The 15,877-nt window shown below is 55.4% G+C and carries 18 protein-coding genes; 7 read left to right on the forward strand and 11 right to left on the reverse strand.

Annotated features, from left to right (window positions below; all coding sequences use genetic code 11):
* Positions 1 to 66: 66 nt before the first annotated feature.
* A complete protein-coding gene (gene punR / locus ACQG1Y_RS09800; protein ID WP_063413522.1) occupies positions 67 to 978 on the forward strand; it encodes a DNA-binding transcriptional activator PunR in 912 nt (303 codons plus the stop codon).
* A gap of 17 nt (positions 979 to 995) precedes the next feature.
* Here punR and purR read toward each other — a convergent pair whose 3' ends face one another.
* Complete coding sequence (purR, locus tag ACQG1Y_RS09805; RefSeq protein WP_003857634.1) at positions 996 to 2,021, reverse strand: HTH-type transcriptional repressor PurR; 1,026 nt, start codon at positions 2,019 to 2,021, stop codon at positions 996 to 998.
* A gap of 297 nt (positions 2,022 to 2,318) precedes the next feature.
* On the opposite strand from purR, the gene ACQG1Y_RS09810 reads away from it, so the two are divergent.
* Positions 2,319 to 2,408, forward strand: coding sequence for a YnhF family membrane protein (locus ACQG1Y_RS09810; RefSeq protein WP_003857632.1), 90 nt, complete (start codon positions 2,319 to 2,321; stop codon positions 2,406 to 2,408).
* Positions 2,409 to 2,569: 161 nt separating this feature from the next.
* On the forward strand, positions 2,570 to 3,736 hold the full coding sequence (locus ACQG1Y_RS09815) for an MFS transporter (RefSeq protein ID WP_368740519.1): 1,167 nt from the start codon (positions 2,570 to 2,572) through the stop codon (positions 3,734 to 3,736).
* Positions 3,737 to 3,773: 37 nt separating this feature from the next.
* On the opposite strand, the gene sodB is transcribed toward ACQG1Y_RS09815, so the two are convergent.
* Together sodB and ACQG1Y_RS09825 are read right to left on the reverse strand one after the other, a co-directional pair.
* On the reverse strand, positions 3,774 to 4,355 hold the full coding sequence (gene sodB, locus ACQG1Y_RS09820) for a superoxide dismutase [Fe] (protein WP_023296387.1): 582 nt from the start codon (positions 4,353 to 4,355) through the stop codon (positions 3,774 to 3,776).
* A gap of 122 nt (positions 4,356 to 4,477) precedes the next feature.
* Complete coding sequence (locus ACQG1Y_RS09825; RefSeq protein ID WP_017384605.1) at positions 4,478 to 5,236, reverse strand: C40 family peptidase; 759 nt, start codon at positions 5,234 to 5,236, stop codon at positions 4,478 to 4,480.
* 338 nt (positions 5,237 to 5,574) lie between these two features.
* Between ACQG1Y_RS09825 and grxD the strand changes: the two genes are divergently transcribed.
* Positions 5,575 to 5,922, forward strand: coding sequence for a monothiol glutaredoxin 4 (gene grxD / locus ACQG1Y_RS09830; RefSeq protein WP_003832760.1), 348 nt, complete (start codon positions 5,575 to 5,577; stop codon positions 5,920 to 5,922).
* A gap of 78 nt (positions 5,923 to 6,000) precedes the next feature.
* Here the strand turns inward: grxD and rnt are convergent, their stop codons facing one another.
* From rnt to eptA, 5 genes are all read right to left on the reverse strand, one after another.
* Entirely contained in the window at positions 6,001 to 6,660 is a 660-nt protein-coding gene (gene rnt, locus ACQG1Y_RS09835) for a ribonuclease T (protein WP_003857625.1), read from the reverse strand.
* 96 nt (positions 6,661 to 6,756) lie between these two features.
* Positions 6,757 to 7,164, reverse strand: coding sequence for a lactoylglutathione lyase (gene gloA, locus ACQG1Y_RS09840; RefSeq protein ID WP_003857623.1), 408 nt, complete (start codon positions 7,162 to 7,164; stop codon positions 6,757 to 6,759).
* 99 nt (positions 7,165 to 7,263) lie between these two features.
* Positions 7,264 to 8,361 carry an alkene reductase gene (locus tag ACQG1Y_RS09845; RefSeq protein ID WP_015570682.1) on the reverse strand — a complete coding sequence of 366 codons (1,098 nt, stop codon included), beginning with the start codon at positions 8,359 to 8,361 and terminating at the stop codon, positions 7,264 to 7,266.
* A gap of 53 nt (positions 8,362 to 8,414) precedes the next feature.
* Positions 8,415 to 9,014 carry a TetR/AcrR family transcriptional regulator gene (locus ACQG1Y_RS09850; protein ID WP_017384602.1) on the reverse strand — a complete coding sequence of 200 codons (600 nt, stop codon included), beginning with the start codon at positions 9,012 to 9,014 and terminating at the stop codon, positions 8,415 to 8,417.
* A gap of 41 nt (positions 9,015 to 9,055) precedes the next feature.
* Complete coding sequence (eptA, locus tag ACQG1Y_RS09855; RefSeq protein ID WP_332945590.1) at positions 9,056 to 10,681, reverse strand: phosphoethanolamine transferase EptA; 1,626 nt, start codon at positions 10,679 to 10,681, stop codon at positions 9,056 to 9,058.
* A 147-nt stretch (positions 10,682 to 10,828) separates the two neighbouring features.
* Here eptA and ACQG1Y_RS09860 point away from each other — a divergent pair, with 147 nt between their 5' ends.
* The 3 genes from ACQG1Y_RS09860 to sodC all read left to right on the forward strand — a co-directional run bounded on the left by ACQG1Y_RS09860 (position 10,829) and on the right by sodC (position 12,613).
* A complete protein-coding gene (locus tag ACQG1Y_RS09860; protein ID WP_017384600.1) occupies positions 10,829 to 11,068 on the forward strand; it encodes a DUF1289 domain-containing protein in 240 nt (79 codons plus the stop codon).
* A 48-nt stretch (positions 11,069 to 11,116) separates the two neighbouring features.
* Entirely contained in the window at positions 11,117 to 12,013 is an 897-nt protein-coding gene (locus ACQG1Y_RS09865; RefSeq protein ID WP_015570678.1) for an aldo/keto reductase, read from the forward strand.
* 81 nt (positions 12,014 to 12,094) lie between these two features.
* On the forward strand, positions 12,095 to 12,613 hold the full coding sequence (gene sodC, locus ACQG1Y_RS09870) for a superoxide dismutase [Cu-Zn] SodC (RefSeq protein WP_023303563.1): 519 nt from the start codon (positions 12,095 to 12,097) through the stop codon (positions 12,611 to 12,613).
* Here the strand turns inward: sodC and ACQG1Y_RS09875 are convergent.
* Genes ACQG1Y_RS09875 through ACQG1Y_RS09885 form a run of 3 tightly spaced genes read right to left on the reverse strand, consistent with a single transcriptional unit; the run spans position 12,592 to position 15,724 of the window.
* Positions 12,592 to 14,625, reverse strand: a complete 2,034-nt coding sequence (locus ACQG1Y_RS09875; RefSeq protein ID WP_026080711.1) for an FUSC family protein — start codon at positions 14,623 to 14,625, stop codon at positions 12,592 to 12,594. The two genes, sodC and ACQG1Y_RS09875, sit on opposite strands and share 22 nt — an antisense overlap.
* The gene (locus tag ACQG1Y_RS09880) at positions 14,625 to 15,485 is read right to left on the reverse strand and encodes an efflux RND transporter periplasmic adaptor subunit (RefSeq protein WP_219378637.1); all 861 of its coding nucleotides are present in this window, start codon (positions 15,483 to 15,485) and stop codon (positions 14,625 to 14,627) included. Before ACQG1Y_RS09880 ends, ACQG1Y_RS09875 begins: the two co-directional genes overlap by 1 nt.
* Before the next feature lie 2 nt (positions 15,486 to 15,487).
* The gene (locus tag ACQG1Y_RS09885; protein WP_003857607.1) at positions 15,488 to 15,724 is read right to left on the reverse strand and encodes a DUF1656 domain-containing protein; all 237 of its coding nucleotides are present in this window, start codon (positions 15,722 to 15,724) and stop codon (positions 15,488 to 15,490) included.
* Positions 15,725 to 15,877: the final 153 nt, after the last annotated feature.

Below are 15,877 nucleotides of genomic sequence, written 5' to 3' on the forward strand. Positions count from 1 at the left end.
GAGTGCAAAGCGGCTTGTGAAACGCTAATATTTGGCGGGTGCATTCAAAAAATTTGCAGGCTAAAGATGTGGTCAGATTATTCCCTTGAAGTGGTTGATGCCGTGGCGCGTAACGGCAGCTTTACCGGTGCCGCCCAGGAGCTGCATCGCGTTCCCTCGGCTATCAGCTATACGGTGCGCCAGCTGGAAGCGTGGCTGGCGGTCCCGCTGTTCGAGCGGCGCCATCGCGACGTGGAGCTCACGCCTGCCGGCGCGTGGTTTTTGAAGGAAGGGCGGTCTGTTATCAAAAAAATGCAGATCACCCGTGAGCAGTGCCAGCAGATCGCCAACGGCTGGCGCGGGCATCTCTCAATCGCGGTAGATAATATCGTTAAGCCGGAACGGACCCGGCAGATGATCGTCGATTTCTATCGTCATTTTTCCGACGTCGAACTGCGTGTTTCGCAGGAAGTGTTCAACGGCGTCTGGGATGCGCTGGCGGACGGCAGGGCGGAGATGGCGATTGGTGCAACCCAGGCGATCCCGGTTGGGGGGCGCTACGCGTTTCGCGACATGGGCATGCTGAGCTGGACCTGCGTGGTCGCACGCGATCACCCGCTGGCGGCGCTGGAAGGTCCGCTGAGCGATGACACCTTACGCAACTGGCCCTCGCTGGTGCTGGAAGATACCTCCCGCTCGCTACCCAAGCGCATTACCTGGCTGCTGGATAATCAGCGCCGCGTGGTCGCGCCGGACTGGGAGTCGTCGGCCACCTGTCTGAGCGCGGGGCTGTGCGTTGGCATGGTGCCGGTGCATTTTGCGCGCCCGCGCATCGATGCGGGAGAGTGGGTGGCCTTGACGCTGGAAAACCCCTTCCCGGATGCCGCGTGCTGTCTGACGTGGCAGCAAAACGACGTCTCGCCCGCCATGGACTGGCTGCTGGATTATCTGGGCGACAGCGAAACGCTGAACCGGGAGTGGTTGCGGGAACCAGCATAGCTGGTCCCGTAAAGTGATTAACGACGGTAGTCGCGGAACGGACCGTCCGCAACGGAACGGCGTTCAATCAGGCGCGGGTGAACTTCAATGGACTGGGACTGTTCACGCTTGTTGACGATCCTGTCCAGCAGCATGTTGAAGGCCGTTTCACCCAGCGAATCTTTCGGCTGGTGAATGGTGGTCAGCGCCGGGGTAAAGAAGCGGGCGTTGCGCACGTTGTCATAGCCGATCACCGAGATATCCTGCGGGACGCGCAGGCCGAGTTCATCCGCCGCGCAGAGCGCGCCCATCGCCATGATGTCGCCGCCGCAGAACACCGCGGTAGGGCGATGCGGCTGGGAGACGATCTGCTGCATGGCGCGATAGCCCGACTCCGGCTCGAAGTCGCCCTGAACAATCCAGTTTTCCGGCACGGTGATCAGCGCCTCTTCCATCGCTTTCATGAAACCGGCCAGACGGCCAGCTCCGGTGTTACGCTCCAGCGGACCCGGGATCACGCCAATTTCACGATGACCGCGTTCTACCAGATAACGCCCCGCCATGTAGCCGCCTTCAAAGGCGTTATCAATTACGGAGTCGGTGAAGTCTGCGCGCGCTTCGCCCCAGTCCATGACCACCATCGGAATGTGGCGATACTCTTCCAGCATGGAAAGGACCGACTCAGGGTATTCAGAACACATTACCAGCAGGCCGTCGACGCGCTTTTGCGCCATCATTGACAGGTAAGCGCGCTGTTTTTCAATGTTGTTCCACGCGTTGCCCAGAATCAGGGTATAGCCTTTCTGGAAGCAGTTTTTTTCAACGGCTTCGATGATTTCAGCAAAGTAGGCCGCTTCACTGCTGGTGGCCAGCAGGCCAATCGATTTGGTGTGATTAACCTTCAGGCTGCGGGCGACGGCACTTGGCGAGTAGTGCAGTTCTTTGATTGCCGCCCAGACGGCATTACGCGTCTCTTCAGCGACGAAACGCGTTTTGTTAATAACATGTGATACGGTTGTGGTGGAAACGTTTGCGCGTTTTGCTACGTCTTTAATTGTTGCCATTAAATGTCACTCCAGACGATATCCTAAGCTCCTGAAAAAATTGAAGGTAAACGTTTGCCTTCTCTCACCCTTATCACGCAAACATGAGTTGCGACACGCCGGGAAAACGACACAGGACGTCAGGAGGGGGTCAGTGGCCGGTACGCTAATAAATTTAGCGTGGAATTTTGTCCTATCTTGATGAAAAGGGGAAGAGGTAAAGTGGATATCCGCTTAAATCCTGGAAGATTTTTGACCTGAACTGTGTAAAAATGAGCAAGCTCACTTTTCGTAGGGTGAATAAAAGGAGAAAAATTGATGAGTACCGATCTGAAGTTTTCGCTGTTTACCACCATTGTTGTTCTTGCCCTGATTGTTGCGGGTGGTTTAACCGCTGCGCTGCACTGATTCAGGAGGGGGGAGAACCTTCTCCCTCTCTTGCCGCTATTGTTACCTCTCCGGCAAAAATCTTTTGCCAAAATGTTAACTTCTCATTTTTTGTGATTGATGTCATGCTTTTGACTTCTTAGTTCTGTGCCGGGTTATGGCACGGTATCCGGAGTCTCTTCATGAAAATCAATTTTCCCCTGCTGGCCCTGGCGATTGGCGCCTTTGGGATTGGCACCACTGAATTCTCCCCTATGGGGTTATTGCCTGTTATCGCCCGGGGTGTGGACGTCTCAATTCCTGCGGCCGGTATGTTAATTAGCGCCTACGCGATTGGCGTGATGGTGGGCGCGCCGCTGATGACGCTGCTGCTTTCCCACCGCGCTCGCCGCAATGCGCTGATTTTCCTGATGGCGATTTTCACTCTCGGAAATGTGCTTTCCGCAATTTCGCCCGATTACACCACTCTGATGCTTTCGCGCATTCTGACCAGCCTCAACCATGGCGCCTTCTTCGGACTGGGCTCGGTTGTTGCCGCCAGCGTGGTGCCAAAACATAAGCAGGCCAGCGCGGTAGCCACTATGTTCATGGGCCTCACCATCGCTAATATCGGCGGCGTTCCCGCTGCCACCTGGCTGGGAGAAGCCATCGGCTGGCGTATGTCTGTCCTCGCAACCGCCGGACTGGGCGTGGTCGCGATGGTTGCGCTGTTCTTCTCACTGCCGAAAGGAAGTGCGGGAGAACGTCCGGAAGTACGTAAAGAGCTGGCGGTGCTGATGCGTCCTCAGGTGTTGTCCGCGCTGCTTACCACGGTACTGGGGGCCGGGGCGATGTTTACGCTCTACACCTATATCTCCCCGGTGCTGCACGACATTACCCACGCAACGCCACTCTTTGTTACCGCGATGCTGGTGCTGATTGGTGTCGGGTTCTCGATTGGCAACTATCTCGGCGGGAAATTTGCCGACCGCTCCGTCAGTGGAACACTGAAAGGTTTTTTAACGCTGCTGATTGTCATCATGGTGGCGATTCCGTGGCTGGCGCGTAACGAAGTGGGTGCCGCGATTGCCATGGTGGTGTGGGGCGCCGCAACCTTTGCCGTGGTGCCACCGTTGCAGATGCGCGTAATGCGCGTTGCGCACGAAGCGCCGGGGCTCTCTTCGTCGGTGAATATCGGTGCGTTTAACCTGGGCAATGCGCTGGGGGCCGCAGCGGGCGGGGCGGTGATCTCAGGTGGTTTGGGTTACAGCTTTGTGCCGGTGATGGGGGCGATCATTGCTGCACTCGGCCTGCTGCTGGTGATGATGTCTGGTCGTAAACAGCCTGAAGCGGTGTGTACGGCGGAATAAACAAAAACGCAGAAGGGCTGCCCCTTCTGCGTGTCTCTTACGCGGCGAAGTTCTTTGCAACAAATTCCCAGTTAACCAGTGCCCAGAAGTGTTCCAGGTAGTTCGGGCGCGCATTACGGTAATCAATGTAATAGGCGTGTTCCCATACGTCCACGGTCATCAGCGGCGTGGCGCTGGTGGTCAGAGGGGTACCCGCATTAGAAGTGGAAACGATAGCCAGTTTGCCATCAGCCTCTTTTACCAGCCAGGTCCAGCCGGAGCCAAAGTTTTTAACGGCTGCGTCAGTAAACTTCGTTTTAAAATCCGCGAAACTGCCGAACGCGGCGTTAATCGCTGCCGCCAGCTCACCGGTAGGTTCTCCGCCTGCATTGGGGGCCAGGCAGTGCCAGTAGAAGGTGTGGTTCCACACCTGTGCGGCGTTGTTGAATACGCCGCCGTCTGAACTGCGCACGATCTCTTCCAGCGTTTTGCCTTCAAAATCGGTGCCCTTGATCAGATTGTTCAGGTTGGTGACATAGGTCTGGTGATGCTTGCCGTAATGGTACTCCAGGGTTTCCGCGGAAATGTGCGGGGCCAGGGCGTCTTTTGCATACGGTAGTGCAGGTAATTCGAACGACATTGCTTCTCTCCTTATAGTTTTATACGTTGCCAATAACCCTACAGACAACAAGGACAGAATAGCAAATTGAAAGGGTATGCAAAAGAGGAACTTACCCTGCCATGGAGGCGGCAGGGCAGGGTTTAGCGAATGGTTTTTGGCGTCATCACGCGGCGCGCACCCACATAGTGGCGCACCCAATAATCTTCGCTGAGGGAGGTGATCTGAATGTCCTGACCGCTGCGCGGTGACTGGATAAATTTACCGTTACCCACATACACCCCAACGTGATCGGCCGTACCGCGTCCCTGGGTGCGGAAGAACACCAGGTCGCCATTTTGCAGTTCGCCACGGTTTACAGGCGCGGCGTCGCGCAGATGGTACATCTCATTGGCGGTGCGTGGAATGCGAAACTTCACCAGATCTTTATAGGCATAATAAACCAGCCCACTACAGTCAAAACCGGTGCGCGGAGAGGTGCCACCCCAGCGATACGGTTTACCTATTTGCCCCATCAGTTTGTTCATCGCCGTTTTTTGCGCTTTCTGCATACGCGCTTTATGCACGTCAGCCAGCTTCGTCACTTTTGCGCATTTCGTTTTATGGCCTTTGCGCACGGTGCATTTTTCATTCACCAGGCTGGCGGTCGTGCGGGTGGTTTTGTGCGTGCCGGAACGGAGAGTTTTGGGTTTACTGGAGGCGGTCTTTTTGGTCTGAGCGGTGGTTTTCTTCTTTACTGTTTTACTGGTGGTTTTTTTCTTACGTTCTGTGGTTTTTGCCAGATGCGATTTTTGTACAGCAGAATGCCGCGCCTGTTCAGAGGCGTTCGCCGCTGGCGTAAATGAGAGTGTGGTAAACAGTAAAGCACAGAGCGTCATCGAGATTTTAGTTATCCGCGCCACTGGGCAGTCCCCTGATAAATGCAGGCCACAATGTATACCCGCGTGAGATTTACAAAACCTGTCGATTCTAATCCATAAATTCAGAAGAAGTTAATAGCATTTTTCATTCAAAAATTATGTTTCGTTAGCAAGTGCAAAAAAATTCACCATTCTGTCGCACTCCTGTTCGCTCCTTAAGCAAAACCGCACCTCGTCTGGGGATAAACGACATTAGCAATGCAACTTTATGCGATAAGCGATAAAATAATTAGACGTGACAAAAATGTTATTTTCCGATGTCGGCCTGACCCGCTACAATGTCAGACTGATGCCGTAACAGAAGTTAAAGGAAGCAAGACATGAGCACCACTATTGAAAAAATTCAGCGCCAGATCGCTGAAAACCCAATTCTCCTGTACATGAAAGGTTCTCCGAAGCTGCCAAGCTGCGGCTTCTCCGCGCAAGCGGTTCAGGCACTGTCCGCCTGTGGTGAGCGTTTTGCTTACGTTGATATCCTGCAAAACCCGGACATTCGCGCTGAACTGCCAAAATACGCCAACTGGCCGACCTTCCCACAGCTGTGGGTTGATGGTGAACTGGTCGGCGGATGCGACATCCTGATTGAAATGTATCAGCGCGGCGAACTGCAACAGCTGATCAAAGAGACTGCGGCGAAGTATAAAACCGAAGAGCCGGACGCAGAGTAAGTTTTCTGCGGATATAAAAAAGCGACCACATTATGTTGGTCGCTTTTTTTTGTCCTGTGGGGCTATTGATTACCCAACCTACGATTGAAGATCGGCCTCGTCGCCCATCGGCAGCGGCCAGCCGCCGAGACGTTTCCAGCGGTTGACGATCTCACAGAACAGCTCCGCCGTACGCTCGGTGTCGTATAACGCGGAATGCGCCTGGGTGCCGTCAAACGCAATACCCGCCGTGATGCAGGCTTTAGAGAGCACGGTTTGCCCCAGCGCCAGGCCGCTCAGCGCGGCGGTGTCGAAGGTCACAAACGGATGGAATGGATTACGCTTGAGCGAGGCACGCTCGGCGGCAGCCATAGTGAAGCTGTGATCAAAGGTGGCATTGTGGGCCACCATGATGGCGCGGCTACAGTCATTCTCTTTCATGCCTTTGCGCACCATTTTGAAAATGGCGTGCAGCGCCTCGTATTCGCTTACCGCCCCGCGCAGCGGGTTTGTCGGATCGATACCGTTAAAGGCCAGCGCCTCTGGCTGTAAGTTTGCCCCTTCAAAGGGTTCAACGTGGAAATGCAGCGTGGTGTCCGGTACAAGCCAGCCCTGTTCATCCATCTTCAGCGTGATGGCGGCAATCTCAAGCAGCGCATCGGTTTTAGCGTTAAATCCGGCTGTTTCAACATCAATGACAACGGGATAAAAACCACGAAAACGGTCGCACAGACCGGTAAATTGAGCGTTATCGGACATCAGGGTCTCTTACAAGGGGGAAAAAGCAGTGCGCATTATGGCAAATTTTGAGAGGTGATGCAGCAAAACAACGGGCGCAAAGTGCGCCCTGCGGGATCAATTGCCCAGGCCGCGACCAGCGTCTTTGGCTTCGATCAGTTCGATTTTATAACCGTCCGGATCTTCCACAAACGCAATTACGGTGGTACCGCCTTTAACCGGACCGGCTTCACGGGTGACGTTGCCGCCATTGCTGCGGATACGTTCGCAGGCTTCGGCGGCGTTATCCACTTCCAGCGCGATGTGGCCGTAAGCCGTACCCAGCTCGTAGCTGTCCACGCCCCAGTTGTAGGTCAGCTCGATGACCGCTTCATCAGATTCCGGGCCGTAACCGACAAACGCCAGGGAGTATTTATATTCCGGATTTTCGCTGGTGCGCAGCAGCTTCATGCCCAGAACGTTAGTGTAGAAATCGATGGAACGTTGCAGGTCGCCAACGCGCAGCATGGTGTGAAGTAGGCGCATAATTTCCTCATTAACCAGTGGAATGGATTATCTTTTTGAACAGAAACGATGTTTTAGTATAGCGGCGAAAGGTCGCCGCTATCAATGTACAAAGCGGGATTACAGTGAAGGGTAGTCGGTATAACCTTCCGCGCCGCCGCCATAGAAGCTTTCAGGACGCTGCGGGTTCAGTTCGGCTTTTTTCTGCAAACGGGCAACCAGATCCGGGTTAGCAATGTAGTCACGGCCAAAGGCCACGGCGTCGATCAGGCCTTTACCGATCAAATCCTCGGCTTTCTCTGCCGTATACGCACCCGCCCCGATAATCACGCCGTGGAAGCGCTCGCGCACTTTCTGACGGAAGGCTTCACTGTAAGGCTTGCCGCCTGCCCAGTCCGGCTCGGACATGTGCAGATAGGCGATACCGCGTTTCGCCAGCTCTTCAATCAGATACAGCGCGTCTGCTTCTTCGTTCGGACCGTTGTCGACGTTCTGGAAAGTACCGATCGGGGAGACACGAATACCAATGCGGTCTGCGCTCCACTCATTACAGACAGCATCCACCACTTCAAGCACCAGACGCGCGCGGTTTTCAACGCTGCCGCCGTACTGGTCGGTACGCTGGTTGGAAGACGGGGACAGGAACTGATGCAGCAGGTAACCGTGCGCAGAGTGAAGCTCAACCAGGTCGAAGCCCGCTTCCCGGGCGTTGGCGACGGCCTGACGGAAATCATTCACGATACCCGGGATCTCGTCCAGCTCCAGCGCGCGTGGCGTGGTGGTGTCGACGCGGATCGCATTACCGTTTTCATCGCGCAGGGAAGTGCGGGTATTGGCGTTCAGGGCAGAGGCAGAAACCGGCGCCTGACCGCCAGGCTGGATGCTGCTGTGTGAGATACGACCGGTGTGCCACAGCTGAACCGCAATACGGCCATCTTCAGCATGCACGCCTGCGGTGATTTTTTTCCACGCGGCGATCTGTTCCGGGCTGTGCAGACCCGGTGCACCGGCGTAGCCTTTTGCCTGAGCAGAAATCTGCGTGGCTTCGGAGATAATCAGGCCCGCGCTGGCGCGCTGGCGGTAATACTCACCCATCAATGGCGTTGGGATATCGCCCGGCTCGATGCTGCGCAGACGGGTAAGTGGGGCCATAAACACGCGGTTTGGGGCAGTAACGGCACCCACTTTCAGTGGGGTAAACAGCTTTTCAGCGGACATAACGGCTCCTGAGTAGACCAGTCGACTAGTAAAAGGGTAAATAAAAACGCCGGCTACACGCCAGGCGCGGTAATACAGTTTTTCACATGCGCCAGCGCGCTTTCGAGCGGCACGGCGCTGCGAGACATTTTTGCTTGCAGGTTGGCGCCTAACCAGAGGGAATAGAGCACCTGTGCCTGCGTGAGCGGATCGCCGGAGAAGGAGAGCGTTTTTTCATTGCGCCCGCTCTCCAGCGCCTGAGCCAGCAGGGCAATAACGCCGCTGGCCCCTTTATCCATTGCGGTGCGCATATCTTCGGAGAGATCGCACACTTCGGCAGACAGTTTTACCGTCAGGCAGCCGCTGATGATGCCCTGCTGACAGAACTGCGTCAGCGTTTCCTGATAGTAGTTCAGAACACGATCCCGGTAGTCACCTTCACCGCTGGCGAAGTGGGTTGCCAGGCGCTGATGGTAGCTGGCGTAGTGCCGCTCCAGCATGGCAACGCCAAACGCCTCTTTGGATCGAAAATAGTGATAAAACGATCCCTTAGGTACTTCAGCGGTTTTTAACAATTCGCTCAGCCCCATACCGGTAAACCCGCGATGCATGCAAAGGCGCTCGCCGGTAGCCAGCAAATGTTCTCGTGTATCGTGTTCAGTGTGTCTGCTCATGCCCTTACTCTAATAGACCGTTCGGTCTAATGCAAGCCCGCTTAGCGACGACATTGCGACAGAATATCCAGCTGCGGTTGATAAACCGCTGATTTCACGTCCATCATGCCCAGAACGGTGGCGAATAAATTGTCCTGTGAAACCGCCTCTTTTGCGGCATGGTCACGCAGGCAATCCGTGTTTACGCCGAAGTTTTTCGCATAATCCGGGGAGAGCCAGAATATAAACGGAATATGCGTTTGCTGCTCCGGGGCCAGCATATACGGCGTACCGTGCAGGTAAATTCCGCTTTCGCCCAGCGATTCACCGTGATCGGAGAGGTAAATGAGCGCCGTGTTCATGTTGGCCTGCCGGGCTTTTAGCGCGTCGATGGTTCTGCTGACCACGCTGTCGGTATACAAAATCGAGTTGTCATAGGTATTGATCAGCGACTGATGATCGCAATCCTGAATTTCATTGGTATCGCAGGTTGGGGTGAACTTGCGAAAGCTGTCCGGATAACGGTTGTAGTAGGCCGGACCGTGGCTGCCCATCAGATGAATAACCAGAACCGTATCCTGCTTTATTCCATCCAGTACGTTGTCCAGACGGTAGAGGTTGACGTCGTCGATACAGGATTTGTCCTTACAGAACTGATCCAGTTTCCACTGGGTCATGTCCGTGTGCGGCACGCGGTCGCAGGCGCCTTTACACCCGCCGTCGTTGTCGCGCCACAGCAGGTTGAAACCGGCATGGTTAAGTACATCGAGCAGACCTTCCTGGTGATGGGCGAGGTCCGCGTCATATTTTTTCCGCGTCATGCCGGAGAACATGCAGGGGACGGAAACGGCGGTTTCCGTGCCACAGGAGGAGGCCTGGGGGAAGTTGATGACATCCTTCTTTTTCAGCTCGGGGTTGGTTTCACGCGGGTAACCATTTAACGAGTAGTTTGCGGCGCGGGAGGCTTCGCCCACCACCACAATCAGCACGGTTTTCTTGCGTTGGCTGGAAATCAGTGCGCCTTTATGAGCATCCTCGCCAATGCGGATCAGCGTCTGGTCGCCGGCAAACCAGCGCATTTTGCTGTATTTCACCACGGCGCTCACGTAATTCGCCGGGGTAACCATTTTGACGATGCTTTTGTTATTACGGAACAGCGAAGCATAATCTTTATAAAACACCGCCGCGACCAGGATGATCACCAGCAGCGCACCCAGCATAGCGGCGACACGCGTCAGGAGGGCATACCACCATTTTCCGGTGCGAATGCGCGTCAGGGCTAAAATAATCGATGGAACCAGACCCGCAACGACCAGCCACAGGATCATCTGCGGCGTCACCAGGGCAGTCGCTTCCTGGGAATTAGTTTCGAACACGTTAACAATCATGTTCTGATCGATAACCGTGCCATAGGTATACATAAACCAGGTTGCGGCGGCGCATCCCAGGGTCAGGACAATCATGAGCGGCTTGCGAACAAAGGGAATATTCAGCAGGCTGAAGACAATCACCCAGCCGCAGAACAGCACCAGCGGCACGCTGGCAGCAAACAGGAGATCGTGCAGATGCGCAGGCGCAATGATTGACCAGCTGCGCTGGATAAACAGTGCATTCAGTACGGTGAAGAAAAGTGCACAGCCCAGAGTAAATTTTATATCGTTACAGTGTAACTTTTTAGTGAACCACATGATGACCAGACCATTCGTTATATCAATGCGGCGAGTATAAGAAGGGAAGATTAGCGAAACCTTAATGCTCTGTTTGTGGCGGACATCCTTGCATGCAAGCCATTTAGGGTCTTCACTGTAGGGAATAATGACGTTCTGGAGGTAGGTGTGGCAGAGCAACTGGAGTTTTTCCCTGTCCAGAGCCCGTGCCGGGGTATTTGCCAGGTAGATGAACGAGGATACTGTCGTGGCTGCATGCGCACGCGCGATGAACGTTTTAACTGGCAAAATTTCAGCGACGCGCAAAAGCAGGAGGTCTTACGGCTCTGTCGACAGCGTCTGCTGCGTAAAATTCGTGCAAACAAAGCGGTTGAAAGCGAAGAACCTCAGCAACCTTCACTGTTTTAGCAGGGTAATTGCGTATACTGGTGACATGACTTCCTTGAGGAAAATGTTATGGTTCAGCGTATTACCCTTGCCCCGCAGGGCCCGGAGTTCTCCCGATTTGTTATGGGCTACTGGCGCCTTATGGACTGGAATATGTCTCCGGTCCAGCTGGCGGACTTTATAGAAGAGCATCTCGATCTCGGGATCACCACCGTCGATCACGCTGATATTTATGGCGGCTATCAGTGCGAGGCTGCCTTTGGCGAAGCGCTGAAGCGTGCGCCGGCGCTGCGTGAACGTATGGAGATTGTGACCAAATGCGGTATTGCCACCACAGCAAAACCGGAGCATGCGCTTGGGCATTACATCACTGACAGCGCGCATATCGTTAAAAGCGCCGAGCAGTCACTGATTAACCTGGCCACCGATCGTATCGACCTGCTGCTGATCCACCGACCCGATCCGTTGATGGATGCGGATGAGGTCGCGGAAGCCTTCCTGACGCTTCACCAGAGCGGCAAAGTGCGCCATTTTGGCGTGTCTAACTTCACCCCGGCACAGTTTGCGCTATTGCAGTCTCGCCTGCCGTTTACGCTGGCGACGAATCAGGTGGAGATCTCGCCTGTTCATCAGCCGCTGCTGCTGGATGGCACGCTCGACCAACTGCAACAGCTGCGCATCCGTCCAATGGCATGGTCCTGTCTGGGAGGCGGCCGCCTGTTTAACGATGAGGCATTCCAGCCGCTGCGTAACGAGCTTGAAACGGTGGCGCGCGAACTGAATGCGGAGAGTATCGAGCAGGTGGTTTACGCCTGGATCCTGCGCCTGCCGTCTAAACCGCTGCCAATTATTGGCTCCGGCAAAATTGAGCGCGTCCGCGCTGCGCTTGTGGCTGAGGAGCTGGATATGACGCGTCAGCAGTGGTTCCGCATCCGCAAGGCGGCGCTGGGCTACGACGTACCCTGAGCACGCCTGAACCTGACTTTCCGGTGAAATCTGCGCCGCTGGTATAGACTTAAGGTGCAAAAAATAACCCGTGGAGGTCTTATGAAGCGTTTTGCTCTGGCAATGGTTACGCTGGTTGTTTGTGCAGGTGCGCAGGCAGCCAGCGAGGACGTTGAAATGAATCTCGTCACTTCTCAGGGGGTAGGCCAGTCCATCGGGACGGTGAAAATCACCGAAACCGATAAAGGGCTGGAATTTGCTCCCGATCTCAAGGCTCTTCCACCCGGCGAACATGGTTTTCACGTTCATGCCAAAGGCAGCTGTCAACCCGCAATGAAAGAGGGGAAACCAACAGCTGCGGAAGCCGCAGGGGGGCATCTCGACCCGCACAACTCCGGTAAGCATGAAGGCCCGGAAGGGATGGGGCACCTCGGCGATTTGCCGGTGCTGGTGGTAAATAACGATGGTAAAGCCACCGATCCGGTTGTGGCGCCACGACTCAAAAAGCTTGATGAGGTCAAAGGCAAGGCGCTGATGGTCCACGTGGGCGGCGATAACATGTCCGATCAGCCTAAACCGCTTGGCGGCGGCGGGGCGCGCTATGCCTGCGGGGTGATCTGATCGCCAATCGTTCCGGGTGGCGGCGCCTGTTCAAGCTGTGACAGGGAGCAGTGCAGCCGCCAGATAATGGACGCCAGATCGCGGGCCGCAGGCTGATGATGGTGCGCCAGCGCGTCGCAAATACGCTGAAGCTCGGCGAGCGTGACGCTCAGGGGGCGCTGCTGCACCCCGCGCTCGCTCATCACATCTCGGAGCATGGAAATACAGTTATCACGGACCTGCGACAGCGGATCGGAACGCGTCTCCCAGGCGCGCAGTTGCCACACCACGTGCGAACAGTTTAACAGCACCACGCCCCAGCGCAGCAGCCAGCGACGGGAGAGTGAATCCTGGCTGTTGTTCAGCTGGCTGACATGATGGTAAACCAGCGATTCATACTCGCTTTCGCGCAGATGTGGCCTGCGGCTCAGCTGATCGACAAAACCCCTGCGCAACTCCCGAATATGCCTGCGGCTTTTACGCGCGTCCGAGCCCGGGCGTAGCACAGCGAAAGCCAGCCACGCCAGCCCCACGCCGAGGATCTTCGCCAGGTTGTCGTTGAGAAAATCAGCGTAATCGTAAACCGGTGGATTCGTTACAGAGATAAATGAGCCCATAAAAACAATCAACTGACCCCACAGACCGGCCAGTTTAGGCATTTGCAGTTTGAGCAACTGCATGGTGGTTAATAGCGGGAAGAGAAACAGCAGAAATTGCCAGAGGTCGGTTATCTGCACCATCAAACCAAATTTCACCACGAAGCTGAATAGCGACAGCAGTACCAGCGTACGCAGCAGAAGCGTCAGGGAATTAAAGGGGGAAGCGGCGACGGAATAGAGCACGCAGCTGATTGCCGCAAGCGTCAGGGCCGCACTGCCCGCATCCCATTGGGTGGTGATGGCCCATGCGCCCACGGCCGTTAACGCGCAAAACGTACGAAAACCGCTCCACAGCGCCTCCATTGCGTCGGTATGGCGTGCCAGAGCAGGACTACCGGGAACGGAAAATTCGGTGACGGGCGTGGCATTTTCGACGGCTTTTAACCAGCGGCTGCTACGCAGATACAGGCGGCAGAAATAGTTCAGACGCTGCCAGAAGGCACGGTGCCTGTAGTCATATTCATCCGTTGGGGCGAGCGGCGCGATAATGCGGGCCACGGTATAGATATCGGCATCCGGACGCGCAAGAGCGGCGAGCAGCGCCTCGATAATCTCCCGGGTATGGGCTGGCGGTGCAGGCCAGTTCAGCAACATCCGGCGAAGGCTCGAGATCGCGCTCGTCATCCGCAATTGCTGGTGCAGTAAATAGTTCAGAAGCGTGTTCTGGCGACGAAAACGGTAGTGGCTCCAGAAAGCCTGGATGCGCAACAGGTTCATGGTCAGGATCTGGCCGATGACCTTTTCGTGCGCGAGGCGGATGTCATCGCTGCTGTCAGGCTGCCAGAGCAGGCTGGCATGTTCCAGCAAACGTGCGTGCATAGTTTTAAGGGCGGTGATAAGCGTAGTGCCATCTGAGGTACTGGGCAGGATCATCATCATGACGCCCCCGCACAGAATGCCGACCATCACTTCACACACGCGTGCCTGGGCGATATCCCACAGCTCGGTGGTGTCCAGCACGTTGACGACCGGAAAGGCGATAATGGCCGCGGTGTAACCCGCCAGCTGAAACGCATAGGCAACGTTATTGGTAAAATGGGCGCAGGCCCAAGTACACAGCCCCAGCCATGCCGACATGCTTAACAGAAAGAGCCAGGGATCGTTCAGGGTATGGCCGGCAAGAAGCAGTGCGGCGGTTGCCCCCAGCAGGCTACCCGCCACGCGCCCGAGGCTTTTACTGATAACGCCCCCGACGGTAGGGAAGCTGACGACCGCCGCAGAGGTCATCGCCCAGTAAGGCTCATCCAGATTCAGATAATAGGCAACCGTAAGCGCAAGGCACATGGCGATGCCGTTGCGCAGCGCGTAACGCCACTGCGGCCGTGTCGCTTTTATCCACGGCGTATTGCGCCAGGAGAAAGCCCCCAGGTTCATCATCGCGATCCGATGGCGACGGTGCAGGTTGTGCCAGAGACCAGGGTAATGTCTTTCGGCAGTTGATCAAACTCGACGCGAACAGGCACCCGCTGAGCCAGGCGCACCCACGGGACGTTGGGTTTGATGTCAGGCACCAGGCCAGAATCGGTTTCCACGCTCTGATCGTATATTGCCCGACCTATGCTGCTAACGTGACCCTGTAACGTTTCTGCGCCGCTGTAAAGCGTGATCCGGGCAGGCGCACCCTCGCGGATATGGCGCAGCTTGGTCTCTTCAAAATAACCTACAACATAGAAAGAGTGGCTATCGACCAGGGCGAAGACCGGCTGGCCTGTGGTGGCGTAATCACCCACACGGGTAGACAGGCTCGTGATCCATCCATCCACCGGGGCTTTGACCACGGTCTGGGTCAGTTGCCACTCGGCCTGTTTCAGCGTTGCCTCTGCAACCTTCAGGCTGGCCTGCATGGCTTTTACATTGATATTGGCGGTATCGAGATCCTCCGCAGAGATGTAATTTCTCGACAGATGGCGGCGGCGTTCGGCTTCGTTATTGGCTTTTGCCAGATCTGATTGAGCTTTTGCGAGCTGTGCCTGGGCATTAAGCACCGCAATGTGGAAAGGGGTCTCATCGATACGGAATAGCACATCGCCCGCATGAACGTACTGGTTGTCCTTCACCTGAAGCGCGCTGATACTGCCGGACACCTGTGGCGTGATGCTGACCTGTTCCGCGCGGATCTTGCCGTCACGCGTCCAGGGCGACTGCATGTAATAATTCCAGAGCCACCAGCCGGCCATCACCGCCAGCGCTAAAACGAAAAGAGTGGAAAAATATTTTAACGTTTTCAATGCTATTCTCACCACACGGTTAACACGGCAAGGCCAAGACAGACGGAGAGGGTAAACAGGGAGAGATCCATTAACATCGGGTGCCAGATTTCACCGGAATACATCCAGTCGCGCAGCAGACGATGCGCAATGAGCCAGATTACAAAACCGACCATCACGGCTTTAAACAGTGGCGGAAAGTAGACCGATGCGCCAACAATCAAATCCTGGAGGGGCAACCCTGCGGAGAAGGAAAACAACGTCACAAGCAGCGATCCTTTGCGGTGGAATGAGGGCCACATTGGCAGATTTCAATGCGATGGCGAATTACCATTCAGTGTAAATCATCCTTTAAGGAATGATGAATACCGTGATTGCATTTGTTTTGGCAATACAAATACTGCAAACTATTCTAAAAT

The organism is Enterobacter cloacae complex sp. 397G4, from assembly GCF_050031515.1.
In the GTDB taxonomy this organism is placed as follows: domain Bacteria; phylum Pseudomonadota; class Gammaproteobacteria; order Enterobacterales; family Enterobacteriaceae; genus Enterobacter; species Enterobacter hormaechei_C.

Coding starts and splice junctions, on each gene's coding strand:
- sodC (WP_023303563.1), top strand. CDS start 12,095: ATGAAGCGTTTTGCTCTGGCAATGGTTACGCTGGTTGTTTGTGCAGGT.
- ACQG1Y_RS09850 (WP_017384602.1), bottom strand. CDS start 9,014: ATGAGCAGACACACTGAACACGATACACGAGAACATTTGCTGGCTACC.
- ACQG1Y_RS09845 (WP_015570682.1), bottom strand. CDS start 8,361: ATGTCCGCTGAAAAGCTGTTTACCCCACTGAAAGTGGGTGCCGTTACT.
- rnt (WP_003857625.1), bottom strand. CDS start 6,660: ATGTCCGATAACGCTCAATTTACCGGTCTGTGCGACCGTTTTCGTGGT.
- punR (WP_063413522.1), top strand. CDS start 67: ATGTGGTCAGATTATTCCCTTGAAGTGGTTGATGCCGTGGCGCGTAAC.
- sodB (WP_023296387.1), bottom strand. CDS start 4,355: ATGTCGTTCGAATTACCTGCACTACCGTATGCAAAAGACGCCCTGGCC.
- grxD (WP_003832760.1), top strand. CDS start 5,575: ATGAGCACCACTATTGAAAAAATTCAGCGCCAGATCGCTGAAAACCCA.
- ACQG1Y_RS09865 (WP_015570678.1), top strand. CDS start 11,117: ATGGTTCAGCGTATTACCCTTGCCCCGCAGGGCCCGGAGTTCTCCCGA.
- ACQG1Y_RS09875 (WP_026080711.1), bottom strand. CDS start 14,625: ATGAACCTGGGGGCTTTCTCCTGGCGCAATACGCCGTGGATAAAAGCG.
- ACQG1Y_RS09815 (WP_368740519.1), top strand. CDS start 2,570: ATGAAAATCAATTTTCCCCTGCTGGCCCTGGCGATTGGCGCCTTTGGG.
- ACQG1Y_RS09810 (WP_003857632.1), top strand. CDS start 2,319: ATGAGTACCGATCTGAAGTTTTCGCTGTTTACCACCATTGTTGTTCTT.
- purR (WP_003857634.1), bottom strand. CDS start 2,021: ATGGCAACAATTAAAGACGTAGCAAAACGCGCAAACGTTTCCACCACA.
- eptA (WP_332945590.1), bottom strand. CDS start 10,681: ATGTGGTTCACTAAAAAGTTACACTGTAACGATATAAAATTTACTCTG.
- gloA (WP_003857623.1), bottom strand. CDS start 7,164: ATGCGCCTACTTCACACCATGCTGCGCGTTGGCGACCTGCAACGTTCC.